Origin of the sequence: Thermodesulforhabdus norvegica, from assembly GCF_900114975.1 — a bacterium.
GTDB classification, from domain to species: Bacteria; Desulfobacterota; Syntrophobacteria; order Syntrophobacterales; family Thermodesulforhabdaceae; genus Thermodesulforhabdus; species Thermodesulforhabdus norvegica.
The window spans coordinates 45,959-70,043 of record NZ_FOUU01000001.1 but is presented as its reverse complement, the minus strand read 5'-3'; the positions used below and the strand labels follow the sequence as shown (position 1 = coordinate 70,043).

At 49.4% G+C, this 24,085-nt stretch carries 19 protein-coding genes and 1 tRNA gene; 7 read left to right on the top strand and 13 right to left on the bottom strand.

The annotated features are described in order from the left end of the window. Window positions 1-174: 174 nt before the first annotated feature. Genes BM091_RS13785 through BM091_RS14360 form a run of 5 tightly spaced genes read right to left on the bottom strand, consistent with a single transcriptional unit; the run spans window position 175 to window position 3,456 of the window. Window positions 175-312 (bottom strand): hypothetical protein, encoded by a 138-nt coding sequence (locus BM091_RS13785; RefSeq protein WP_177193459.1) that lies wholly within the window; start codon window positions 310-312, stop codon window positions 175-177. Continuing rightward, window positions 312-1,370, bottom strand: coding sequence for an aminoglycoside phosphotransferase family protein (locus BM091_RS00325; protein WP_245735239.1), 1,059 nt, complete (start codon window positions 1,368-1,370; stop codon window positions 312-314). Before BM091_RS00325 ends, BM091_RS13785 begins: the two co-directional genes overlap by 1 nt. Then, window positions 1,342-2,265: a sugar phosphate nucleotidyltransferase gene (locus BM091_RS00320; protein WP_093392530.1), complete on the bottom strand. Its 924-nt coding sequence runs from the start codon at window positions 2,263-2,265 to the stop codon at window positions 1,342-1,344. The genes BM091_RS00325 and BM091_RS00320 overlap by 29 nt, the downstream gene beginning before the upstream one ends. 6 nt (window positions 2,266-2,271) lie before the next feature. Continuing rightward, window positions 2,272-3,126: a hypothetical protein gene (locus BM091_RS00315; protein WP_093392528.1), complete on the bottom strand. Its 855-nt coding sequence runs from the start codon at window positions 3,124-3,126 to the stop codon at window positions 2,272-2,274. A gap of 18 nt (window positions 3,127-3,144) precedes the next feature. Continuing rightward, window positions 3,145-3,456: a DsrE family protein gene (locus tag BM091_RS14360; protein ID WP_281243956.1), complete on the bottom strand. Its 312-nt coding sequence runs from the start codon at window positions 3,454-3,456 to the stop codon at window positions 3,145-3,147. 99 nt (window positions 3,457-3,555) lie between these two features. On the opposite strand from BM091_RS14360, the gene BM091_RS00305 reads away from it, so the two are divergent. After that, on the top strand, window positions 3,556-3,798 hold the full coding sequence (locus BM091_RS00305) for an FmdB family zinc ribbon protein (RefSeq protein WP_093392524.1): 243 nt from the start codon (window positions 3,556-3,558) through the stop codon (window positions 3,796-3,798). A 1-nt stretch (window position 3,799) separates the two neighbouring features. Here the strand turns inward: BM091_RS00305 and BM091_RS00300 are convergent, their stop codons facing one another. Next, complete coding sequence (locus BM091_RS00300) at window positions 3,800-4,594, bottom strand: Smr/MutS family protein (RefSeq protein WP_093392522.1); 795 nt, start codon at window positions 4,592-4,594, stop codon at window positions 3,800-3,802. On the opposite strand from BM091_RS00300, the gene BM091_RS00295 reads away from it, so the two are divergent. From BM091_RS00295 to BM091_RS00285, 3 genes are all read left to right on the top strand, one after another. After that, complete coding sequence (locus tag BM091_RS00295; protein WP_093392520.1) at window positions 4,537-5,481, top strand: ribonuclease D; 945 nt, start codon at window positions 4,537-4,539, stop codon at window positions 5,479-5,481. The genes BM091_RS00300 and BM091_RS00295 overlap by 58 nt on opposite strands. 4 nt (window positions 5,482-5,485) lie before the next feature. Beyond that, window positions 5,486-7,237, top strand: a complete 1,752-nt coding sequence (locus BM091_RS00290; RefSeq protein ID WP_093392518.1) for a YcaO-like family protein — start codon at window positions 5,486-5,488, stop codon at window positions 7,235-7,237. 46 nt (window positions 7,238-7,283) lie between these two features. Continuing rightward, window positions 7,284-7,359 (top strand) — tRNA-Ile (locus BM091_RS00285). A 300-nt stretch (window positions 7,360-7,659) separates the two neighbouring features. Here BM091_RS00285 and BM091_RS00275 read toward each other — a convergent pair. Then, a complete protein-coding gene (locus tag BM091_RS00275) occupies window positions 7,660-9,936 on the bottom strand; it encodes a GGDEF domain-containing protein (protein WP_093392514.1) in 2,277 nt (758 codons plus the stop codon). A 240-nt stretch (window positions 9,937-10,176) separates the two neighbouring features. On the opposite strand from BM091_RS00275, the gene BM091_RS00270 reads away from it, so the two are divergent. Both BM091_RS00270 and BM091_RS00260 read left to right on the top strand, forming a co-directional pair. Continuing rightward, window positions 10,177-11,499, top strand: coding sequence for an HD domain-containing phosphohydrolase (locus BM091_RS00270; protein WP_093392512.1), 1,323 nt, complete (start codon window positions 10,177-10,179; stop codon window positions 11,497-11,499). 372 nt (window positions 11,500-11,871) lie between these two features. Beyond that, window positions 11,872-13,788, top strand: a complete 1,917-nt coding sequence (locus tag BM091_RS00260) for a methyl-accepting chemotaxis protein (protein ID WP_245735202.1) — start codon at window positions 11,872-11,874, stop codon at window positions 13,786-13,788. A 280-nt stretch (window positions 13,789-14,068) separates the two neighbouring features. On the opposite strand, the gene BM091_RS14020 is transcribed toward BM091_RS00260, so the two are convergent. The 6 genes from BM091_RS14020 to BM091_RS00230 all read right to left on the bottom strand — a co-directional run bounded on the left by BM091_RS14020 (window position 14,069) and on the right by BM091_RS00230 (window position 22,943). Then, window positions 14,069-15,970 (bottom strand): methyl-accepting chemotaxis protein, encoded by a 1,902-nt coding sequence (locus BM091_RS14020; RefSeq protein ID WP_093392508.1) that lies wholly within the window; start codon window positions 15,968-15,970, stop codon window positions 14,069-14,071. A 435-nt stretch (window positions 15,971-16,405) separates the two neighbouring features. Beyond that, window positions 16,406-17,227 carry a 3'(2'),5'-bisphosphate nucleotidase CysQ gene (gene cysQ, locus BM091_RS00250; RefSeq protein WP_093392506.1) on the bottom strand — a complete coding sequence of 274 codons (822 nt, stop codon included), beginning with the start codon at window positions 17,225-17,227 and terminating at the stop codon, window positions 16,406-16,408. Between the two features lie 13 nt (window positions 17,228-17,240). Further along, on the bottom strand, window positions 17,241-19,136 hold the full coding sequence (mnmG, locus tag BM091_RS00245; RefSeq protein ID WP_093392504.1) for a tRNA uridine-5-carboxymethylaminomethyl(34) synthesis enzyme MnmG: 1,896 nt from the start codon (window positions 19,134-19,136) through the stop codon (window positions 17,241-17,243). A 19-nt stretch (window positions 19,137-19,155) separates the two neighbouring features. Then, window positions 19,156-20,493, bottom strand: coding sequence for an amidohydrolase family protein (locus BM091_RS00240; protein WP_093392502.1), 1,338 nt, complete (start codon window positions 20,491-20,493; stop codon window positions 19,156-19,158). A gap of 3 nt (window positions 20,494-20,496) precedes the next feature. Further along, a complete protein-coding gene (locus BM091_RS00235; protein WP_093392500.1) occupies window positions 20,497-21,816 on the bottom strand; it encodes an amidohydrolase in 1,320 nt (439 codons plus the stop codon). Between the two features lie 89 nt (window positions 21,817-21,905). Beyond that, window positions 21,906-22,943, bottom strand: a complete 1,038-nt coding sequence (locus tag BM091_RS00230; protein ID WP_093392498.1) for a J domain-containing protein — start codon at window positions 22,941-22,943, stop codon at window positions 21,906-21,908. Between the two features lie 263 nt (window positions 22,944-23,206). Here BM091_RS00230 and cas6 point away from each other — a divergent pair, with 263 nt between their 5' ends. Beyond that, on the top strand, window positions 23,207-23,965 hold the full coding sequence (cas6, locus tag BM091_RS00225) for a CRISPR-associated endoribonuclease Cas6 (protein ID WP_093392496.1): 759 nt from the start codon (window positions 23,207-23,209) through the stop codon (window positions 23,963-23,965). The last annotated feature ends 120 nt before the right edge of the window (window positions 23,966-24,085 follow it).

Sequence of the window (24,085 nt, the reverse complement as noted above, 5' to 3'; positions counted from 1 at the left end):
AAGATCCCGGAGCTTCCGGTTTTCATGGACAAGCTTCAGAAAGGCTCTATATAATGGACATCTTCGAGGTGCTTTAAACCCTCTGGGCGGGTTAGAGCAACACTTACTCGATATCATGAGAGACCGACCGGTCGATTTCTTAAAGCAAATCGGGGCTCTGAGGCCCCGGTTTGATTAACCCTGCTCGGATACCGCCTTCTCCAGAACTTCCAGATTTTTAAGGATTCTCTTCTGGTTTTTCTTAAGGTTTACTTTATTAGGGTGGTCTTTATTTTTTCTTTTTTGACGGGTACGGGTAGTCTTCGACGTCATTAAACAACCCTCCTCTTGCCGTTTTGCGCACACTTCCCGTGTAAATTGCGCCTATAACAGGTTATCGCCGTGCTGTCCATGACTTTTTCAAGTGCAGGAGAAACAATGTCAAGTAAACTCCGAAGCTTCCTCAATTTGGGGCAATTTTTCAAAAAAGAGTTTCCCTTCAAGGCCCTCCAGGCCTCCGGAATATAAGCGGCAAACCTTATTTTCTTTTTTTGCCTTGTGAGAAAAGCAAAAGCGGCGAGAATTTGCAAATTGCGGCAGAGTGTTACGGCGTGAAATCGTGCCGTCGAAAAAGCAGGGTTACGGGATGCGTAAAAGGCTATCCAGGAAAGCCTTTCGCTTCTTCCCACCGGGACGTAGGGGTCGAGAAAAAGGGATGCTATGTCGTACTCGGGAGGCCCGTAGCGCATCCCCTGAAAATCCAGCAGGTAGATCTTCCCTTGCTTTGCCATGAGATTTCGGCTCTGAAAATCGCGGTGTATAACCGTGTTGCCTGTTAATATTCCGGATTTCTCGGCGAGATAAGAAAAATCATCCGCCAGGTCTTTCCATCTCACATTCAAAGATAGAAAATCGTTTAGAAAGGCTTTTCTGAAGTATTCCAGTTCTTTTTCCAGGACGAAAGGGGGATCGTAGTATTGACCGTCAAGACAGTAAGCAGGGTCAAAGGCTTCGGGGGCTTTGATATGGAAGTCAAGGAGCAGACGGAGAATTTTTCCGTACAGGGTCCTCCGTTTATCCCGGGCTTCTCTTTTCACTAGATCCTGAATGTGTACATTTCCTGCATCTTCTACGATGAAGAATCCCAGAGAGTGATTTTCCGCAAGGATTCCCGGCACGGATATACCGAGGCTTTTCAGGTAGCGACCAAAGGCGGAAAAAGCCCTGTTTTCCCGCTTTACGGTTTCTGTCTCCGGAGGATGTACTATTAAAACGGCTGAACCTTCGGGGCCGTGGAGACGAAAGAATTGTCTTTCCGAGCCGTCCCCGGGTAGGGGGATGATACGCTCTGGAGCCGGAAAGTCAGGGAAGATACCGGCAAAACTCTCCACGTCCAATCGGAATGACTGCCGAAGGAGTGATGACCGCACTTTCAAAAACTCCCGATACCTCAACCCCGTCCGTTACTATACACGATCTCAGCCTGCTTCCAGTTCTTACAACGACCCCGTCCCAGAGTATCACCTTTTCCACGGAACATCCGGGTTCTATTACAACCTGGGAACCCGCCCAGAAAGAGCGGGCACCTTCTGAAGTGTGTGCGTCAAAGTATCTCCGTATATTGCCTATGTCATGCCATGCAGAAGGCGGACACTCAACGGCACGTATTCTCCCTTGTTTTAGCAACGGAGCATAAAGATTTATAATGTCCGCATAGTCGCCGCACCAGCTAATGCTTTCGGCCGCCTTCTTGTCCAGCAGGTGTATTCCTGCAAAAGCCACAAGCCGGTAGCCGAGATCTTGCTCTCTGGAGGTCAGTTCTTTCGATCTGAACCGGATAACCCGGCCTTCGTTGTTGACGACCACATTGTTCAGACCGGATTTTGAAGATACCACGATAACGACGGCTCCCGGTTCGGGTTCAAGACCGGAAAGCCATTCGATCTTCTGCGAAGGAAGAAAAGTGTCGGAGTTTACAACCATGAGCCATCGGGCCTTTGATGAGTTCATACAGTGCATTACGGTTCCGCCGGATCCCAGGATTTCCGGTTCGTAGAGTAGCCGCCAGTTTCTGAAAGGAGATTTCTCAAAAAACCTGAAAAACCAGGGTGAAAGTGCATGGGTGTTAACCCAGATAGATCCTATGGTGAAGACCTCGTTTAAGGCGTCGTAACAGGTCTCAAGGCAGGGCTTTCCCCTTACGGGAATAAGGGCTTTCGGTCGGTAGAATGTGAGAGGCCGGAGTCGTGTTCCCCAACCTGCAGAAAGGAGAAGTAGATCCATCATGTCAGATCATCTCACGCCCAGCCGATCCATAATATCTTCAATGACACCTGAAAAGTGCTCGTGGACGGTGACCGCATTCTCCGGCTCTATCACATTCTTTTTAAGAAAAAATTTCAAGAAGTCTTTAAAGTCTCCGGGCATATCCAGCCGGTGAACATAAAGGCTTCTGTTCAAGGAAAGGGAACGGAAAAATCTGTTATTGATTTTTTCCACCTCTTTTCTGAACCCTGAAAATATTTCTTCCCAGGGGAGACATTCCAGCGCAAAGGAGTTGAGCCCGGACTGGATGACCCTCTTTACCACCATGCGCCACGCTCTTGGGTGAATTCGGCGTTCCAGGAGAAAGGGAACGTGCCATAAAAGCTCTGTACAGCTCCATCCACGAGCAGTTGCATATTCGTAAAAAAGTCCCAGCACTTCCTCATGCCAGAACAAAAGATGAAAAAGGGGATTTGCCTCCGGGCTGGAATAAAAAAAGGGGGACAACCCCTGTGATGGCTCCAGCCAGAAGGTTTTCTGCTCATGAGATAGGCGGTCAAAAATCCCGGCCTGAAGGCAGGACTCTCTTGCACACTTTGCACCGTAACCCGTGATGTGACGCAGGTCTTCGCCTCCGTTCGCCTTCGGATGGAGCATACAGCCAATTCTTAAAAATCTACTGTCGAGATAACCCAGAGCCCAGCAGCTGAAACCCGTGATGGGTTTTCTTCTTGCAATGTTTTCCGGCAAACGCCTGCGGTTTTCTCTGAACTCCCTTTTAAGAATCCTTACATAGGCCAGATGATCGTATCCCGCAGGCCTTATAGGAGGGCAACACCCAAAACACGAAAGATCTTCTGACGGAGAACAGAGGGTGATCATCTGGACGAAGACCCTTCCTTAAAAGGTGAAAACCTTATCCGCTTCCATCGCAAGCTCGTAAAGGTCGTCCATCCAGCCGACAGGGCAGGTAGCAGAGGCCACCAGACCGTGGGCCTTGAGACATACCCCTCAGACGTAAAAATCACCTTCAAAGCTGTTGATAAGGCTCATAACGTCGAACTGCTCGTTTGAGATCTGCTCAAAGAGGACGCCTTTACCCAACATGAAAACGCTTACTTCGTCTCCTTTTTTTACCGCCACATGAGCAAGCCTCATAGCGTTATAAACCGTTTCGGCATCGTTTGTTGTGATAATAAAAAGGACTTTCATTGATTTCTCCTATACAAAGGTTAACAATTAGGCCTTGACGGGCATCGATTACGCTTTATAAGGACAATTGCATTCTTTTCAAAATTAAGGAGGCCGGAAATGCCCATTTACGAATTCAAGTGTAGCAGATGCGGGGCGGTACGGGAATATCTGTTTAAGTCCTCTGATGAACGTGTTGAGCTTTGCTGTGACCAGTGTGGCTCTGATGAGATGGAAAGAATTGTCAGCCGCACCAGCCATTTCGTCAAACCCTCGGCGGGAGAAGGGCCCTCGGTTACGACGAAATCCTGTAAGCCCGGGTCTTCCTGTACCACCATAAATCTTCCGGGTTATTCCCGGTAATTCAGAAGCCGTAGCGGTTTACGAAGAAGGTTCCCTTGCCCTTCTGACGCCGTAGCAGGACGTAAAAGGCTCCGAGCCCTCCGTCGCAGGATCGGGCAGAGGAAAAGGCAAGGACTATTTGTTTAAGAGGGTGGTGGGTGAGCCATCGGATGAGTCCTTCCTTTAAGACGGGTTTTCCTTCAAGAGAGTTTAGTCCTCTTCCGGGGATTATGAGAACGCATCTTATGCCCTTGGCATAACACCGTTCGAGAAAGGAAATGACTTTTATTTTCGCTTCCTTTCTAGTATATCCATGAAGGTCGAGGTAATCCTGATAACTGAACTCCCCTCGGCGGAGTTTCTTTAGAATACGGTACGGCAGTCCGTGGACTGCTCCCTCGACGTATTCATCCGTATAGAATAGATCAAAGGTGGTAGCGCCGGAAACCAGTTCGGCGAGTTGAGCGTATGCTTCGTGTTCGGAACGGATAAAGTTATGCGGAATGGATTCGGTAGGTCTCGGAGCCGGTATTCGCCCCGGGCCGTCTTTTTCTATAGGGACAACGCCCTCCATTGCCCTGGCAAAGATTTCTGCCTCATTTTCTTCGGCTGCTTGTGCCTCCCGTTGCCGGAGACGCTCAACCGCTTCCATGATTTCCCTGTACTTGTTTTTTCCGGATCTGCGGGTTGTTTTTTCATTAACCAGACCGAGCCGTTCCTGAATGTCCGCAAAGGGCTTGTAAAAGGAGTCGTCCTGCAATGAAACCGAAGAAGGAGTTTCTTTCTGCTTCCGCCCTCTCTCCTTTTTCCGCCTCACGGCCCCATCCTCCTTCAGATGAACTGATTGTCTCACTTATAACACGACCCGAAGAGCTTGAACAGCTTGCGATTCATCTTGCCAGATGCCCGGCCATAGCCCTCGATACCGAATCCAACGGCTTTTATGCCTATTACGAAAAGGTTTGCTTGATCCAGATTTCCGATGGCCGTGTAAGCTATATAATCGACCCGCTGGAACTCGGAGATTGCCTTCCCCTGAAACCCCTGCTTGAGTCCCCTGACATTGAAAAGATCATGCACGACGGGGTTAACGATGTGTCGGGGCTGTACCGGGATTTTGGTATAAGGATTGACAACCTTTTTGATACCGCCGTAGCCTGCAGGCTCCTCGGCCGTAAACGGCGAAGCCTTGCAGCTCTCGTAGAAGACTACCTGGGAATAAGGATAAACAAAAAAGGCCAGCAGTATAATTGGGGAAGCAGGCCCCTTAAGGATTCCCACATTGAATATGCCGCCCTTGATGTGCACTATCTTCTGATCATTGCTCAACGCCTTAAAGACGAGCTTGCCGAAAGGGGATTGCTGGAATTGGCATACGAAAAAAGCCGGGGCGTGGCCAGATCCACCGTTCCCGAGCGCTCCTTCCCGCCTGACGGCTATACGAGAATAAAAGGCTTCTGGGATCTTGGCGAAGATGAACGGAGAATCGTAAAAGGGCTTTACAGATGGCGGGATTTTCTTGCCAGACGCTGGGATAGAGCACCTTTCAGGGTTATGCCCGACATTGCACTGGTGGAACTGGCCGTTATGAAGCCCGCCGACGAATCCGATCTCAGAGGGTTGAAAGGAATTCCAAGAAGGTTTAAGAAAGGCGGGCTTGCCCGGGAGTTGCTCCGGGTTATTAAAGAGTGGCAGGGGGTGTGAAGCCATGAAGGCGCCCGAATCGGGAATTGAATTGAAGGATGTTTTTAAGAAGTACAGCTATGACCAGGATAAGGTAAGAGACCCTGCGGAGACCATAGAGTGGGTCAAAGAAAGGTTTCGTTCGTCAGGCCGGGAAATCCTGCTCAAGACGCTCAGAATAGACACGGGACGCCTGGGCATTCCGGTTTACATAAGCCTTTGCGGTCCTGATGCCACGCGTCTTACGGGGACCCGCAAACAGATGGGAAAGGGTGCCACTCCCGAGCAGTCTCAGGCCAGTGCACTTATGGAGCTTGCCGAAAGATTTAGCTTTTTCTCCTACTTTCGTGAACGATCCCTCCCCGTATTCTCATGGAAGGAGGCTCAACCCTACTGTCTTTCCGTAAGGCATCTTTTAATGGCAATCCACGATGATGTGACGTCGCCTGAAGAGGCCGAAGGCTTTCTTGCAGATGTTCCCCTGAGGTGGGCACCGGCTGCAAACCTGACAAAGGGGGTTGATGTCTGGGTTCCCTTTGACTGGTTCTATTTGATAAACGAGTACAACGGGCCTGCCGCCGGAAACACTCTTGAAGAGGCGGTGGTTCAGAGCCTGGCTGAGGTGGTCGAACGCCATGTGGGAACCCTGGTAAGCTACCGTAAGATCCCGACGCCTCTAATTGATGTCGATACGGTTCAGGACACCGCCGCAGTGGATCTGATAAAAAAATTTCAGAGCAAGGGCATTGTACTTTATCTGAGGGATTTCAGTCTTGATACGGGCATCCCGTCGGTAGGCGTATTGGCTTACGATCCCTCCACCTTTCCCGAAAGGAGTGAAATAGTCTTTACCGTGGGCACAACGCCCGGTCCTGCTAAGGCCCTGTGCCGTGCGCTCACCGAGGTCGCCCAGCTGGCAGGGGACTTCGAAAACCGAACATCCTACAAACCCACCTTTCCCAAGTATCGTTCTCTGGAAGAAGCCTCGTACCTTGCCGATGTTTCGGCCCGGGTTTCCTTGAGCAGCCTGCCTGATTTGTCGGACGAAAACATTCTTGAAGAAATTCGGAAGATGGTCCAGAGCCTGGCGGATACTCAAGGGTGGGAGGTCCTGGTAGTTAATACGACTCATCCCGACCTCCGGGTTCCGGCCGTGTATACCATCGTTCCCGGTGCTCATTTTCTCGACAGGGCCACCGGCACGGATTTTCCTCAACACATGGCAAGAGTCCTTGTTAAGTCTCTCCCGCCCGCAGAAGCCGTAATTCACCTGCAGAGACTTACGGAAAAATTCGGTCGAAGGTATGACCTTATCTTTTTCCTGGGCTACGCCCTTGAAGAGTCCGGAAACATCGACGATGCCCTCAGGCTTTACGAAGTAAGTTTGAACGATGCCTCTTCTGATGATGAAAGGGCCAGTGTGCTGGTTCACATCGCTTCTTGTTACAGGAAGCGCGGGGAGTTTAAAAAAGCTCTCAGTGTGCTCGATAAGGCCGAAGCCCTGAGCCCCGATATGAAAGAACTGCATCATCTCAAGGGGGTGTGCCTTTATAATTTGAAGAAACACAAAGAGTCCATAGAATCTTTTGAAAGGGTCGTGGAGCTTGACCCCGGTTCGGCCATTGACTATGCAAACATCGCTTCCAATTTGAGAGAACTCGGTCATGTAAGGGAAGCAATTTTTCTGTACAGGATGGCCCTTGACCTTGACCCGACTCTGGATTTTGCCAGAGAAAACCTGGAGAAGCTTTCCGCTTCGCAGTCTGAAATTCGTTGACGAAGGTCCTCTTTCTGGAATATATAAATAACATCAGGATTTCGGTGGGCCCATAGCTCAGTTGGTAGAGCCACCGGCTCATAACCGGTAGGTCCCTGGTTCGAGGCCAGGTGGGCCCACCAGAATATCTAAATCTTTATTGCCCATGGAACATGCCCTTGGAGTAATCCTTATTTGCAGATGGAAGGCCAATCCCGGTCCTTTTGGCCGGCAGAATCCCGCTGCTTGTTGCGGCTCGTTCTTTGCCCGGAGGTTGATCCCGGACAAATCTCCGTTGATGATGCGATCACCGTCAGGCCCGTCAACTGCTGCTTTCCCCACGCCGGATCTCGTGCCCTACAATCAAAGAGCCTTCAGAAGAAACTTTTTAAGACGCCTTTTCCAACCCATCAGGAAGCTCTGCATCTTTGACCTGGGGTGGTTTACCTTACGGCTTTTACCCTGTTCCTGCCCTCTCTTTTTGCCGCATAAAGAGCCTCGTCAGCCCGTGAAATTATGGAGTCGGGGGTATCGCCGGGGCGGTATTCGGTAGCTCCAAAACTGACGGTGAACTCCCTTACTTTATGAACTCCGAGCCTCTCTATTCTCTGCCGCAGGTCTTCGGCGAGAACGATGGCATTGTCAACCGGTGTGGCCGGCAGCAGGAGCACAAACTCCTCTCCGCCCCAACGGGCCAGAAGATCGGTCTTCCTGATCCGGTCTTTAACCGTTTTTACTAAAACCTGAAGAACCATGTCCCCGGCTTCATGACCAAAAAGGTCGTTTATAGACTTGAAATGGTCTATATCGAACATCACTACCGAGAAGGTCATTCCGGTCCTTTTTGCTCTTTCTATCTCTTCGTCAAGCTTTTTCTCGAAGTACCTGCGGTTGTAAGCGCCGGTAAGAGGGTCGGTAATGGAAAGTCGGTAGAGTTCCTGCTGCATCCGCTTGTAACGGGTTATATCACTGGCGTAGTGAACATACAGGTTTTCTGCCACCATAATCCACCAGGTCTCCCAGATAGTACCGTCCGATTCAAGTTCCTTACTGATTTTCTCTTTTTTACCCAGAGCTTTGTCACTTTCGCAGAAGATGCATCGAGTTTCGGGTAGCGGGCGGCCTGTTTCCAGGTAATGACGCCTCTGTTCTTCGGTGATGAACCTTAGGTTCCAAATTGCTTCCCAGCAGTACCGACCTTCTTCGGTCCTGAAGATCTCCCGAGCGGCTCTGTTCTGCGCCACGATTTTCCGCTCTTTTGAGATAAGCCAGGCCGGATTGGGAATAGCCTCAAGCATCATCTGCCTCTGTTCATAGGATAGCTTCTTTTCGGTTACATCATCCCCGATTATGAGGATCATAGGAGATTTATCTCCCCCGGTAATGAGTGCCCCGTAGAAGTGGATAAACCTGCGTCCATTCCGGGTTAAGACGGGAATCTCCGCCTCGTGAGTTTCAGAGCGGAAATGGGCGATTCGCAGTAGGAGCTCCTCCGCCTGATTTCTAAACTCTTCCGGAATGAAAAATTCGACCGCTTTTTTCCCAAAAACTTCATCCCTCTTAAATCCGGTTAATCTTTCGGAGTACCGGTTAAAAAGCACAATCTCGCCGTCAGGTTTAAGACCCAGGACAATAAGTGGCGCATTCTCAATAATTGCTTCAAGCTGGGCTTTCTTACGCTGAAGTCGGTTCTGCAACTCTTTCAATCCATGAATGTTAACATTATAGCCCAGGACTGCTAACTCACCCTGATAAGTTATGGAAGTAACCGTTCCGAGATACCAGAAATGGGCACCATCCTTCCTCAGTGCCCTGTACTCGTAAGGCTCAGATCTCCTGCCCTCAAGCATCTCCCTTGCCGCCCTGCTGACTCTTTCCCTATCCTCGGGATGGACGAGATCAAGGGGGTGCATCTTCAAGAGCTCGACTTCGCTGTAGCCCGTAGCCAGAACCATTTCCGGGTTAACCATCTTAAAGTGACTGCCCTGGGAGATATATATGGCGATGGGGGCGCTGAGAAAGATTTTCTCTAAGAGCTCCCTTGTCTCACGCGCCTCGGTAACATCGATCACCGTGACAAGGGTTTGTTGAGTTTCCGGAACGAGGACGGCGGATGAAATCCCTCTCCTTACCCTGCCGTCCTTTGTCAGAAACCTGATCGCGTGAGAAATGGGTATCGGTTCTCCTCTGAGCCGCATTGAATGGCGCTTAAGGACCGCGGAAATTTCTTCAGGATGGATGATTACTGTTGCCTGCTTGCCCAGGAGTTCTTCTTGACTATAACCTGTTTGTTCCGAAAAAGCCCTGTTTACCCTCAGGATCCTCAGGTTGCTGTCAAGAAGAAGTGCCATTGCCTCCATGTTCTCAAAGAGAGCTTCGAAATATCCTTGACATATGTCCGCCTGGTTCAGTGGCTGGAGAACTTCAAAAACAAGACTTTCTCCGGAGATCCTTTCTTCCCAGGCTGTAGCAACGCAACTGATGCCCTTTCCTTCGTTGATTTCAATCCATCTCTGCGATAGGTGTTTGCTTTCTTTCCCGTCGATAAGCGGGCAGGGATTGAGGTCGCAGAGGTACCCCTGGCAACCTTTTTCAACGAGCCCTTGAGGCCGGAATAGCCGAAGAGCCTCACGGTTAGCCCATCTGATGAGCTTGTTCTTTCCTATTACAACTATCGGAAGGGGCCATGAATCCAGGTGAGCAAAATAAGATCCCTCCACAACGGCATCCTCCTACGAGGAAATTCTTCTCCAGCTACCCCCAATGTATTCCTCCAAATGAAGCAACACTGGAGGCATAAGAATAAGACCCACTTATTTTGCAACATTTCTTACAGAGTTTGCCACTAAAAATATCAAAAGAAGCAGCGATTCTAATTGCGGTGGCTGCATGAATTTGTTATTTGTTTATTTAAACGGTATTTAATTTTTTTTTCAAAAAAGGGGGGAGAGGATGGTACAATGGTACAGGGGGGTAGGCCTGTTCTAATTGTGGACAATAGTGCTGACTGTGACGCAGTAGCGGGACTTCTCGGCAAAGAAGGTATAGCGGTCAAAAGGCCTTCATCCGGGAAGGAACTCGAAGTCATCCTTGCGGAGGAATCTTTTCCGCTGATATTGTTCGATCCTCATGCTTTCGACTATGAAGATCTTGAACTTCTTCAACTCCTTAAAGAAAAAGCTCCAGATGCCTTTCTGGTAATCCTCACAGCCCCAAACCTCAGTCGATTGGGTCTTGAAGCCCTGAAAAGGGGAGCGGACGATTGGGTTGAAAAGACTGATGAAGGCTTTCAGCGGCTTCCGTTCCTCGTGAGAAGGCTTCTTCGGGAATGGGAGATCAGAAACCACCTGGTAAAGCTGGAAGGACTTGTTGATGAGTTTATGAAAACAGGCAAGGCGGGGTTTGTCCTTCACAACGGCCATAATGTCCTTGAAACGAAAGGAATGGAAGCTATCGGTGATCACGGCCTGGACACCTCATCCCTTGATAGCATTCAGAGGATGATGTTCGATGCTCACCCTGAAGTGATGGAGGGGGATTCTTTATTAAAAATCCAGACACCAAAAGACAGAAAGAGCCTGCTTTATAGAAGTGCAAAAATCCCCTGGGGTAAAGGTAGTGCACAGCTCGACCTCTTCTTTGATTTAACCCCGCAGCAAGAGCGTTTTAATGAACAAAAGCGGCTTGCTGGAGTTTACAGGAAACTGCTTGAACAGACGATCAGGGTCCTTTCACGAGCGCTGGAGTTCAAAGATCCTTACACGGTGGGCCACCAGAAGCGTGTTGCCCGGCTTTCCGTGGCCATAGCCGAAGAATTGGGGTTGGAGCGGGATCGAATCGAAGGTCTGAATACAGCCGCCTTGCTTCACGACATAGGCAAGGGTTTGGGCGTTCCCCTTGAAATCCTCAATAAACCCGGAAGGCTTACCCAGGCCGAGTGGGAACTCGTAAAGATGCATCCCCGATTGGGCTTTGAACTCCTGAAGGAGATTGATTTCCCATGGCCTGTGGCGGAGGCCGTGCTCCAGCATCATGAAAGATTGGACGGGTCGGGCTATCCCCAGGGACTAAAGGGTGAAGAAATTATCCTCGAAGCCAGAATAATAGCCGTTGCGGACGTAGTAGAGGCTATGACGAATCACAGACCCTACAGACCGGCTTTGGGGCTTGACCGCGCCCTGGCTGAGATCAGAGAAGGCAGCGGAAAACGCTATGACCCTCAGGTCGTTAGTGCATGTCTCTCACTTCTGCAGGGGGGATTTTCGCTGAGTGCGGATGACTAGGCAGATGGTTAAAAGGTTCGTGAAGCTGAACCGCTTCGAAAAGACGGATTTTGGAAATGACGGCAGTTATATTTTATGTATCGGGCGTGCATAACGGGTTTAGTATTTTTGCAAAGCTGAAAAATAAGGGAAAGGAGGGAGAAGACTGCGCAGAATTTAATAGGATTGCTTTCCCTTCTCCAAAGGCCGGTTTCTTTACAATTTCTTTCACTACCCTTTTGATTTTTTTTCAATAAGCTTAAAAAATAAATTGCAGGTCATGGGGCTTTTCTTCTGACGGAACAATATATACCGGGATGGAAGACCCTTTTGTCCTTCATGCCAACTGAACACAATTAATAACTACTAACCCTACCGGTATAGGAGGACAAAATGTTTAGAAATTCAAAACTGTCAACAAAGATTGTTGCTGGCTTTTTTGTGATGCTGATTATTATGCTGGCTTTTGGAATCTTTGTAGCCATAAAGTGCTCATTTCTTGTTGGAATGTCAAAGAGTGTTTCAGGCTTCGCAGTTCCTCAGGCTAAAATGTTCGGTGAAATGCAAAACAGTTTTTTGAAAGCCATGTATAATTATCGCCTGTTCATTGCAACGTCAGATAAAACCTTCGAAAAGAACGCAAAACATCATTTACAAGAGGCTAGCTCATGGATTATTGAAGGTCGAAATCTTGCAAATAAATTGAGTTTGAGCGATAGGGAAAAGTTAAATTCTTCTCTGAATGCAGTATCCGGTATGCTCAAGGATTACGAAAATGAAGCGTTGAAGGCGCTTGAGGCGGGGAAAGAACTCTATGAAGCAAGAGAACAGATGGAATCCGCCGGACTGACCTTTACCCGGTCCTGTAATGAGCTGTTGAAGTATCTGAGCGATTATCTGGACAGTATGTTGGACAAAGGTACCGCTGAAAGAAAACTAAAAGCCCAGATGGACGCCGTCGTTAAGATCCTGGCCGACGGCTCTCTTCTGCAAATACTCGTTCTGCAGAGCCAAATTGAAAATAATCGCGAAATGCTGTTAAAATCGAAACAGTATTTTGAGGAAATAAAGAACTATTTGAAAAATATAAACGAAGGCTCTGTTGATCCGGAGGTTACCAAGTTCACAGAGGAAATTAAGAAGGCGGTAAAAATTTACGAAGATGCCTTTAAAACCCTCGAAAATACCTGGAGTGTTATGCAGGATGTTCAGGCGAAGCAAGTGAAGGTTGGAGAAGAAATTTTGAATCTTGCCAAAACTAATTCCCTCCATGCCATGGATAATGCTCAGGACAAGGCGTCCCTCACGGCTTCCGAGTTGGTCGGTCTTCGTTACGTTACGGTGGTGGCGTTGATTGTGGCTCTTATTTTGGGTATTGTGTTGGCACTGGTTATAACCGCCAGCATTAGCCGTCCTATAAAGAAAGCTACGGAAGAGCTTTCCGAGGCTTCTATACAGGTTGAGACGGCTTCCCGGGAAGTATCTTCGTCCAGTCAATCGTTAGCCGAGGTTGCTTCGGAGCAGGCCGCCGCTTTAGAGCAAATATCGTCTTCCGTTGAGGAATTGTCTTCAATGACAAAACAGAATGCAAACAATGCCAAACAAGCGGATTCCTATATGAAAGAGGCTCACAAAATTGTTGAAGAAGCCAACAATATGATGAACACTCTTGCATCCTATATGAATGAAATTTCGGCAACCAGTGAAGAAACTTTCAAGATAATAAAAACAATTGATGAAATAGCCTTTCAAACCAACTTGCTGGCATTAAACGCGGCAGTTGAGGCGGCCAGGGCAGGTGAAGCGGGAGCCGGATTTGCCGTTGTGGCCGATGAGGTTAGGGCGCTTGCTTTACGGGCGGCCGAGGCAGCAAGGAATACTGCAGCTTTGATTGAGGAAACGGTGAATAAGATCAGGCAGGGTACCCAATTGACCACTACGACCCATGATTCCTTTACGAAGGTTACAGAAGCAATAAGTAGGGTAGCCCAACTTATGGATGAAATCAGTGCGGCTTCAAATGAACAGGCCGAAGGAATAGAGCAGATTAACAAAGCTATCGGTGAAATGGACAAAGCCGTACAGCAAACTGCGGCAAGTGCCGAGGAAAGTGCAGCTGCAAGTGAAGAACTAAACGCTCAGGCTAACCAGATGAAAAGCCTTGTTGATCATCTGGTTTCACTGGTCGGTTCGGCTGGTTCTGGCCTGACCACCAGAGAAGCACTTGGAGAAGCTAAAATCGAGCAAAAGCCCCTTCTTATTTCCCACTCAGAGGAGGAATTTCGGCAACTTCCTCGGGGTGAGCAATAAACCCTAGCCCTTTAACCGGGGCTCCGGGTCTTAGGGTGTTCGAATACGGCAGGAGCACAGCGTACCGTGCTCCTGCTTAACGATCTGCTCGAGCTCCACGAAAAGTAAGTCAACCTGATAGCTTACAAGCTGCACTTTTTAGTCGGTTGGAGAAGATCTCACCATGATCATGCAAATTTGCCTATGCTGAAGGTTGAAAATAGATCAGACCGAAGAGCCCGGAAGATTCTTCGGTCTGATCGCAAAAACGGGAGATTAGCGGCCGGCCGGAGTTTCCAGATTAGAAATCTTCATCCATCGGAATAACGGCCTGCGGATTTACCTCTTTGTCTTCGGTCTCCGCCCGCTTCAGAGCGGCCTTTTTAGCAGGAGTGGAAGCTCTGGCAGCCGGGGCGGCCGTTTTTTTAACCCTGGTCATGGCTGCTGCAAGCTTCTTTTCCTGCTCTTTTTGAAGTTTTTCTACCGAATCGCCTGCACCTATAACGACAAGGAGCTGAGCCACATAGTCCCTCATCTGAGCGGCCTGAGCATTGAGCTCTTCTGAAGTGGCAGCCGATTCTTCCGCCCTAGCCGCATTTTGCTGAACCACCTTATCCAGATCAGAAACGGCTGTGTTCAGCTGGTTGATTCCCTCTGCCTGTTCTCTGGATGCAGCCGATACCTCACCTATCAGCTCTTCTACTTTACTCGTTGCGTTTTTAACCTCAGCGAAAGCCTCAGATGCTTTCCCAACAACATCAACGCCTTCTCGAACCCTGTTGACTGTCTGTTCAATGAGTTTGGCCGTATTTTTCGCCGCCTCCGCGGATCTCAGGGCAAGGGATCGGACTTCATCGGCCACAACAGCAAACCCTGCGCCGGCTTCCCCTGCTCTGGCTGCTTCCACAGCGGCGTTAAGAGCCAGAAGATTGGTCTGAAAGGCAATCTCGTCTATGGTCTTGATAATCTTTTGAGTCTCGTTACTTGCCTTATCAATTTCGTCCATCGCTGTTGAAATCCGGTTCATGGCGTTGTGGGCGGTTTCCACTGCCTGAACCGTGTGCTTCATTAGGGATGCCGCTTGATCGGCATTTTCGGCATTCTGACGGGTCATGGAGGAAAGCTCCTCAAGAGCCGAAGATGATTCTTCAAGGGAGGCCGCCTGACTGGAGGCACCTTCTGCCAGTTCCTGAGTGGACGCAGCCACCTCTTCGGCTGCCGCATTTATTTGATCCGCCGCCGCCATCAGCCCTTCGGAAATTCGGAAAACCGGTTTGGTTATAGACGCTGCAAAGAAGTAGATAACTATTCCACCCAGTATCAAGAAAATGAGAGCGGCGAGGGCGGTAGAGTTGCGAATAGAGATCGCCGTTTTCATAAATGTGGATATATCCTCGGCCGTACCGATACTCCAGCCGTTAATACCCACAGGAGCGACGGCTCCTACTTTTTTAGCTCCCCCGTAAGAATATTCCACGAAGGCTTCCCGACCACTTGTCATTATGCTGGCGAGTTCTTCCAGTCCCGCCGTCTGCTTGAAATTCATTTTGAGTATCAAGCTCTTATCGGGATGGGCAATTACGGTCCCGGTTTGATCCAACATAAAGGTGTAACTCGTCTCTGAAGCTTTGAACCTCGTTATAAGGTTGATAAGGGGGTCTGGTTTCAATGCACCTGCCAGTACACCAACAACTTTCCCGCCATCGTCTGTCAGAGGAACGGCGATGGGGAATATCGGTTCCCCGGATTTTTTGGAAACCACCATGTCGCCGATAACGGGTTCTCCCCGCATTGCTTCTTTCCGGTAATCTCTATCGGATATATTGATATTTCTGTAACTGCCGCCGGCACTGTCTGCTACTATGTTTCCCGAGCTATCGGTTATGAATAATACCTCGTAGATGTTACCGAGTTTTGCATTAGCTTTTTCTAGGAGGGCTGAAGCTTCAGTCAGAGCTTCTGAATCGCCCTGAGCAGTCTTCACTGCAACGGGATTAAGAGAAAGACTTTTGACTAGGTTCAGTTGTCCGTCCATGACTTCCTTGACAGCCAGAGCGGTAAGCCGGGTGGTGTTCATAATATTATCCCTTCCCACCCTCGTAGATTCTGCTTTGGCTTTGAAATACACAAACAGAGCCAAAACCACAAGCGGTACAGCAATGAACGAAAATCCGCCTATTAAGAGCTTTTGCCTGAGAGACATCTTTCTTTAACTCCTTTCTTAAGAGAAGTGCTTTAGGCTTATCCGCAAGACCCGGTGATATCGCCCAGGGAACGATGCTCCGATGTATGGGAAAACCGCAATCTTAAAGCGCTTTGCGCATTTCACAAAAGCCTCCTGTACACAAAATTATCGACAATTTCAGCGGGCAGCGAATAAAAAAATAAAAAATCAGAAAAGTCAAGAATTATAAAAGTGCGATTTTTTCGAACGGGCTACTCCGGGTCCTGACAATGGGTTCTGGGCCTGGTGGCCGGAAGGTGGTTTTGGTGGTTGAACATACGAAAAGGCCTTCATTGCTGTACCCTTGTCCTTTTTCCGTGATGCCGGACCCAAAACCGGCAAACCTTTCGAGTTGTCAGGGCCTTTTCGCTCCGGCTGATACTTTCGGCGGGGCGGCTTCCTGAGCTTACGCGCCTACAATTCCCGGGAGCCGATCCATTTCCGGAAAGGGCTTTTCAAATAGGCTTCTCTGCCGGATAGCACTATAAAAGGGCCGTTTTTCAGGTCGGGCTTGTTGTAGGTAAGGTCTTTGTCGGAAGGGATGGTCAGGACACTGCCTCCCGCAGCTTCCACAACGGCCTGTCCGGCGGCCGTATCCCATTCCCAGGTGGGCCCGAAGCGCAAGTAAAAATCCACCGAGCCTTCTGCAACAGAGCAGAATTTTAAAGAACTGCCCCTCACCACGGGCTCGCAGAGGTCCTTAAAATGTTCAAGGAATGCCCGGGTGTGGCTGTCGAGGTGAGAACGGCTTACGGCGACTTTAAACCTCTCTTTGTGCCAGTTCGAGGATGCACGCAACGGGATTTTTGAGCCGTTCTGGATTAGATATGCACCCCTTTCCCTGTGTCCGATGTAAGCCCTTTTTGTTACAGGCACATAAACTATGCCGAAGAAGGGCTTAGTTCCCTCTATTAAAGCAATGTTAACGGTGAACTCGTCGTCTCCGTGGATGAATTCTTTGGTACCGTCGAGAGGATCAACAAGCCAGAAATAATTCCAGGCTTTTCTTTTTCCGAAGTCAACCAGCAAACCTTCTTCTGAAACCACAGGTATGTCGGGCCATCTTTTTTTCAGTGCACTTACGATGAGACGATGAGAGGCCCTGTCGGCTTCGGTAAGAGGGGATCGGTCTTCTTTGGTGGTCGTTTCGTAAGTGCCCCTGTAGTAGGACATGATTGCCTCTGCCGCTTCCTCACACAGGTCAACCAGGTATCTTTCGTCTTCTACCGTGATCATCGTGTTTTGCTCCTTATGCTTCGGCTACGGCCGTCCCGGGTTCGGAACCGGCCTGTTTTTTCTTTAGAAAAACCATAAGTATGGAAAGGGCAGCCGGTGTAATGCCGGGAATGCGCGATGCCTGCCCGAGAGATCGGGGCCGTATCGCCGTGAGCTTTTCTTTTATTTCGTTGGAAAGGCCCGGTATTTCCTGGTACGGAAAATCCTCAGGAAGGAGTATTTTTTCCAGATGCTTAAATTTCCTTACCTCCGCTTCCTGCCGTTTTATGTAGCCTTCATATTTACACATGATTTCGACCTGTTCTTTTACGCGGTCCGAAAGCGGGTGTGGCGGTGGGGATAGTAACTCTATGTCGTCATAGGAAAGCTCCGGCCTTTTTAGCAGTTTGTCGAGTGAAGTAGGCTCCGATATCGGTGCAGAATTGCGGCTTTCCAGGTGTGAGTTAACAGGCTCAGACGGCCTTATAATCGTCGACTTCAACCTCTTCAGCTCTTCTTCTATAGCCCTGCGTCTTTCAATCAGCTCTTTATAGGTGTCCCGGTCGTGAAGACCCAACCGATAGCCCTTTTCCAGGAGTCTCAAATCTGCGTTGTCTTCTCTTAAAAGAAGGCGGTATTCTGCTCTGGAGGTGAACATCCGATAAGGTTCATTCGTGCCCCTGGTCACCAGGTCGTCCACCAGAACTGCCATATATGCTTCGGAGCGGTCGAGAATAAAGGGCGGACGTTTTTGAACCTTCAGCGCCGCATTGATGCCCGCCCACAGACCCTGCGCCGCAGCCTCCTCATAGCCCGATGTTCCGTTAATCTGACCGGCAAGAAAAAGTCCCTTGACCAGCTTCGTCTCAAGGGTTGGGGTGAGCTGAGTGGGCTGGACGAAATCGTATTCAATGGCATAAGCCGGCCTCATTACCTCGGCCTCTTCAAGGCCTGGTATGGAGTGAATTATTTTTAGCTGAATTTCGAAGGGCAGGGAATTACCCGTGCCGCTGGCGTAAATCTCCTCGGTGTCCAGACCTTCGGGCTCAAGAATGACCTGATGATATTCTTTATGAGGAAATTTCATTACCTTGTCTTCAAGAGAGGGACAGTAGCGCGCGGATACTCCCGTTATGGTTCCGTTGTAAAGAGGTGAGAACATTATGTTGTCTCTTACGATCTTGTGAGTTTCTCTGGTGGTGCGTCCGATGTAGCAGGACACCTGAGGTAGTTCTATACGGGTCGTGAAAAGAGAAAAAGGACGGGGGTTCTCATCGCCTTTCTGTTCTTCAAGAACCGAGAAATCGATACTTCTTCGGTGTATTCTCGCAGGTGTTCCGGTCTTCATGCGGCCGAGAGTGAACCCCAGCTCAACCAGTTGATCGGCAAGACGATTGGAAGGAAATTCTCCCGCCCTTCCTGCCGGGATCTGCCGTGGGCCTATGTGTATAAGGCCGTGTAGAAATGTGCCCGTGGCAAGAACCACCGCTTCCCCTTCGTAAAAATTTCCGATCTGGTCTATCACTCCCTTTACATGTCCGTTCTCGATCACGAGTTCTTCCACCAGGGCCTGCTTGAGAGAAAGATTCTCCGTCTGCTCTATTACGTGTTTCATCAGGGTTCGATAGCGAACCTTGTCGTTCTGTGTCCGTGTTCCTCTGACGGCAGGCCCCTTTTTCGTATTAAGTACCCTGAACTGAATGGCCGTGCGGTCTGTGATCCTGGCCATGTATCCACCAAGGGCATCGATTTCTCTTACAAGATGCCCTTTTGCAATACCTCCGACGGAAGGCGAACAGGGCATGTGGGCAACGGTATCGAGAAAAATGGAAAGCAACAGCGTTTTGCAACCCAGCCGTGCCGAGGCCAAAGCCGCCTCACAACCGGCATGTCCCGCCCCTACAACGATTACATCATACTTAAAGGACATGTATCCCTTCGAACTCCTCCTATTTCTTCAGGATTTCTCTGCTCAGTTTTTCAACACTATCTATAATATCCTGCACATCAACCGACAGCAATGTCCCACCGTAAACCACCTGCTTTCCCCCTACCCATACGTGTCGAACATCGGATGCCTTGGCCGCATAAACTATGTGAGACAGAGGATCGTATAGGGGTGTCAGGTGTGGGCTTTTCAGACTCAGAGCTATAATGTCGGCATATTTTCCCGGTTCTATGCTGCCGATTAAGGGCTCAAGGCCCAACACCTCGGCCCCTTTAAGGGTTGCACTGTGAAGGATTTCGGCGGCATTGCACAGAGTCGGATCGAGAAAAATTCCCTTGTGAAGCTGGGCGGCGGTTCTCATTTCGCCAAACATGTCCAGGTTGTTATTGCTGGCGGCTCCGTCGGTTCCGATGCCGAAGGGAATTTCCAGATCCAGCCACTTTGGAACATTCGCAATACCCGAGGCAAGCTTCAGGTTGCTTTCCGGACAGTGAACGAGACGGCTTCCCCGGTCCTTTATCGTCTTCAGCTCGTCGTCGTCAAGCCAGACTCCGTGGATAAAGATGCAGTGCCGGTCGATGACACCAAGGCTTTGCAGGAGCCTTCCGGGAGTAACTCCGTATTTTGCCTTCACGGAATTGACTTCTTCTGAGGTTTCCGAAAGGTGCATAAGAAAGGGTATGTTGTGATGCCTGCACAGGGAATGAATGGTGCCTATGGTTTCCGGCGAACAGGTGTAAGGAGCGTGACAGAAGAGAGCGGGGAAGATCATATCCGTTTGATTCACTCCGGAGAGGAACTCTTCTGCCCTTTTGAAGCGCCTTTCGGGGTTCGGGCAATCGGGTGTGGGAAAATCAAGGATTCCCTGAGCCACAACCGCTCTGATTCCCGCAGCTTCGGCGGCAAGAGCTACCTGCTCTTCAAAGAAATATCCGTCACAAAAGGTAGTGGTTCCTCCAAGGAGCATTTCGCTACAGGCCAGTAGAGCCCCGAGATAGACGTTTTCAGAAGACCTCATCCAGCGGCTTTCGGCCGGAAATATCAGGTTGAAAAGCCATTTTTCAAGGGGCAGGTCGTCTCCGAGTCCTCTAAAAAGTGTCATCGGCGCATGGACATGGCAGTTTACAAGCCCCGGCATCAGTATGTGGCCTGACATGTCTAACTGAACTTCAGACCTGTATTGGGCAATTATCTCATGGGACGGGCCAACGGCTGAGATTTTGCCTGCCTTTACGGCGACTGCCCCGTTTTTTATGACCCTATGAGCTTTGTCGCAGGTTACCACGAAATCCGCGTTCGTCAGTAGCAGATCAACTGCAATACTTCGATCTTCTGCCATCTTTCATGAACCCTTTATCTGTGACGCAATGCGCTTTACATGATGGGATATTTTTTCAACATCCAGGGTGATGTGTTCGCCGTTTCGAAATATCCATCTGCCGTTTACCATTACATCCCTAACATCGGATGACCGAACGGCATACACGAGGTGGCTTACCGGGTCGTAACAGGGGGTAAGATGAGGCTTCCGGAAGTCAAGGATAATCAGATCCGCAAAAAATCCTTCTTTTAACCGACCGACCCTCTGAAAGCCCAGTGCCTCTGCTCCATTTATTGTTGCCAGAGCAAGAACGTCTCGGGCCGGAAGAACGGTGGGATCTCTGAAAACGGCTTTATGGAGTTTGGCGCATGTGTCCATCTCGCCGAACATGTCCAGATCGTTGTTGCTGGCGGGGCCGTCGGTCCCCAGTGCAACCTTTACTTTCGAAGACATGAGTTTGGGGAGCGGTGAAACACCGGAAGCCAGCTTGAGGTTGCTTTGAGGATTATGAACGGCATAGACTCCTTTTTCCTGGAGGATTCGTATGTCTTCGTCGGTCAGGTGCACGCAGTGAGCCGCAATTGTGTGATTGTCGAAGATCCCCAGTCTGTTAAGGTGTTCAACAGGGGTACAGCCGTAGTCGGATCTGCATTTTTCAACTTCGTCGAGGGTTTCCGAAAGGTGAATTACGAGAGGGGCTTCAAACCGGTTTGCCAGTTCACGACATTTTCGGAGAAGTTCGGGAGAGCACGTGTAGGTTGCGTGAGGCTCAACGGCAATTCGGACTCTCCCGTGACCCTGCCATTCCTTTATCAGATTCTCCGTGTACAGAATCCCTTTTTCGGGAGGACCGTAGTTAGGCGAAGGGAAGTCGTACAGGACTTCTCCCACCAGAGCCCTCATGCCCGATTCGTCGGCAGCTTTTGCCACAGCGCTTTCGAAGAGATACATGTCGCAAAAACAGGTGGTGCCGCCGGCTATCATTTCGGCACACCCCAGTAGAGTGCCCCAGTAAACCCATTCTTCGGTAAGTTTGCTTTCTGCGGGGAATATGTGCTTCTGAAGCCACTCCATCAAAGGCAGGTCATCGGCAATGCCGCGAAAGATCGTCATGGCCGCATGAGTGTGGGCGTTGACGAGACCGGGTAAAACGACGCAGCCCGTTGATTTCACGATTTCCCGGGCATTCTTGCCGAAGACTTCTGGAGGATTACCGGGGCCGACGCCCACTATCTTACCGTCATGAACTGCAACATAACCCGGGCTGAAGACCGAGTTGTTTTCATCAAGGCATATAACGCATCCGTCGGTTATAAGCACATCAACTTCCGGCTCGTGCACTTTGTATCTCCTTGAGAGGGCATAAATGGGGCATAAGAGAGCCCTTGAATAGAATATTACACAATGTACAGGGCAAATAAAACAGCTTTCTAGCGGCCTTTTAGAGCCATGTACCGCATGATGGATTCATAAGCCTGAGTGATGGCTATGAAGGTTTCGTGATCTCCCCCCGCATCGGGGTGAGCCTTCTTGGCAAGTTGCCGATATATCCTGGTTACGTCTTTCACGGACATGCTGTTGAGCTTCCCATCATCAATTCCGAGCAGTTTACACGCTTCCGGCAGAGGCGTCGTCTTACGCGATCTCAACCGCTGATAAGCCCTCCATTCCTGTGACGAAAAGATGCTCCGGATGAAATCTTCCCACCCCGGGGATCTGCCGAACTCGTAGTCGAAGAAGTAAATGACGTACCTTCGGAGGTAGGGGTGCAGAAATTTGGGGTCGTGGTCGGGAACTCCTCTGAAAAAGAAAGGATCTGCGTTGAGCCTGCAGAGTGCATCAAGGAATACTTCTTCAACTTTCTCTGGATCAAGAGCAGCGGGATGGTTTCGCATAAGGCTGCCCCTGAAGTAGTCCTGAAGATTAAAGGCCGCATAGACATATGTGCGGATTTCCCGGGGTTTCAACCTGGCTTCCATCGCTTCAATCAGGGTTTCCCGCTCATCCCTGGATTTTTCCAGAAGTATGTTAAAGTGCTTAAAGGGACGGCAGTCCAGATTCCCCATGTCGATACGACCGCATCTCAGGAAGTGAACACGGCGTTTGTCAAAGGGGTGAAGGTCTTCGTGGTGCCTTGCCAGTTCTTCCTGAGATAGATCGTGCCATTTCTTTATGTGCTCCGGCTCATTGGAACCGAACATACGGATAATTCTACGGATGTGAGGGGCCAGAAAGGGAAAGAAGACCTCTTCCAGTTCCTCCGTCGTGTATTTGATTCCGAGTTCAGAAAGGCGATCTTCGATAACTTCATCAAAGTAGAAGCCGTTACCCCCGACATAGTGAATAAAACGCGTGGGATCTGCTCCCAGGTCGAAGAGGTCCCTGTGCGTCCAGCACGACCCGTTCCAGTAAGAATCACGAATTACATAACGGATACTGCCGCAGAAGCTTATCTTTTTCATGTACATTTCCCCAACCCCTGTTAAGCTTCCTTATCAATAGGAGCTTTTTAACCCTTTTCTAGTAAGGCTAACTCATCAGGTTCATGTTGACCAGATTCTTATTGGTCTGCGATCTCAGGGGGTGATAAAAAATTGGACAAGGGGTTTGACCGAAGAATAGAATTGATAAAATAAAAAACTGATCGACAGATCCCGACTTGATCCGAATTTGCTGAGATTAAGGGCTGGTGTACGATCATAAACCGGAAAGGTAAACGGGAAGATGGGCTATGAGAATACGGCTTAATATTCATCCTAAAAGGTCTTCTATGATTTTGCCCTGCCATTACAATCATATGCTCCAGGGCTTCATATACGATCACTTAGACCCCCGAATGGCCGACATAATTCACAATAAAGGCTTTGTTGATGGTCAGAGTCGGAGGACTCTGAGGTTTTTTACTTTTTCAAGGCTACTTCCTCGAGCATCGATGATCGTAAAGAACGGGTACATAAATTTTAAAGGCCCCGTCAGCCTGGTCGTTTGTTCTCCCAATGAGGCTTTTATCGAGTCCTTTGTGATGGGGGTGCTGACCAGGCAGGAGTTTTTTCTGGGACAGAACCCGGTGTTACTGGACAGGGTCGAGGTTCTGAAAAGTCCTCCTTACGCTGAAGTTTGCTATATCAGGACTCTTTCGCCAATCGTTTCCTATAGCACTTTTGACCGGGTGCAGGGGGGCAGGAGGGTGGTTTATTACAGTCCTAAGGACGATGATTTTGAGCGCACGGTGCTGGCGAATTTAAGGCGTAAGGTCCGCACGTGGCTTGGTAAGGACGTTGATGGTGGGAGTATCAGGCCCTTTTTGGTTGATCACAGGAACAAGCATGTTGTTAAGTACAAGGATACGGTTATAGAAGGCTGGAGCGGGGTTTACGAGCTTAGGCTTCCGGAGGAGATGTTTTGCATGGCCTTTGATGCGGGCCTGGGGGCCAAAAACAGTCAGGGTTTTGGCTGCATTGAGTTGTGGAATCGCCGCAGGCCTTCTTGATTTCGCGGTCTTTTCTAGTTTGCGACCTTTCACCGTGGGAAATTTTTGTGTGGATTTCTTGACTAAATGTGCGGTATGCATATTTTAGAAATGTAATAGGAATCATTATTAAACGTAGGG

Bases quoted from the DNA above. Each gene is read 5' to 3' on its own strand.
- BM091_RS13785 (WP_177193459.1), bottom strand. From the start codon at position 312: ATGACGTCGAAGACTACCCGTACCCGTCAAAAAAGAAAAAATAAAGAC.
- BM091_RS00320 (WP_093392530.1), bottom strand. From the start codon at position 2,265: ATGATGGATCTACTTCTCCTTTCTGCAGGTTGGGGAACACGACTCCGG.
- BM091_RS00295 (WP_093392520.1), top strand. From the start codon at position 4,537: ATGAAACCGAAGAAGGAGTTTCTTTCTGCTTCCGCCCTCTCTCCTTTT.
- BM091_RS00305 (WP_093392524.1), top strand. From the start codon at position 3,556: ATGCCCATTTACGAATTCAAGTGTAGCAGATGCGGGGCGGTACGGGAA.
- mnmG (WP_093392504.1), bottom strand. From the start codon at position 19,136: ATGTCCTTTAAGTATGATGTAATCGTTGTAGGGGCGGGACATGCCGGT.
- BM091_RS00260 (WP_245735202.1), top strand. From the start codon at position 11,872: ATGTTTAGAAATTCAAAACTGTCAACAAAGATTGTTGCTGGCTTTTTT.
- BM091_RS00290 (WP_093392518.1), top strand. From the start codon at position 5,486: ATGAAGGCGCCCGAATCGGGAATTGAATTGAAGGATGTTTTTAAGAAG.
- BM091_RS00240 (WP_093392502.1), bottom strand. From the start codon at position 20,493: ATGGCAGAAGATCGAAGTATTGCAGTTGATCTGCTACTGACGAACGCG.
- cas6 (WP_093392496.1), top strand. From the start codon at position 23,207: ATGAGAATACGGCTTAATATTCATCCTAAAAGGTCTTCTATGATTTTG.
- BM091_RS00315 (WP_093392528.1), bottom strand. From the start codon at position 3,126: ATGATCACCCTCTGTTCTCCGTCAGAAGATCTTTCGTGTTTTGGGTGT.
- cysQ (WP_093392506.1), bottom strand. From the start codon at position 17,227: ATGATCACGGTAGAAGACGAAAGATACCTGGTTGACCTGTGTGAGGAA.
- BM091_RS14020 (WP_093392508.1), bottom strand. From the start codon at position 15,970: ATGTCTCTCAGGCAAAAGCTCTTAATAGGCGGATTTTCGTTCATTGCT.
- BM091_RS00230 (WP_093392498.1), bottom strand. From the start codon at position 22,943: ATGTACATGAAAAAGATAAGCTTCTGCGGCAGTATCCGTTATGTAATT.
- BM091_RS00270 (WP_093392512.1), top strand. From the start codon at position 10,177: ATGGTACAGGGGGGTAGGCCTGTTCTAATTGTGGACAATAGTGCTGAC.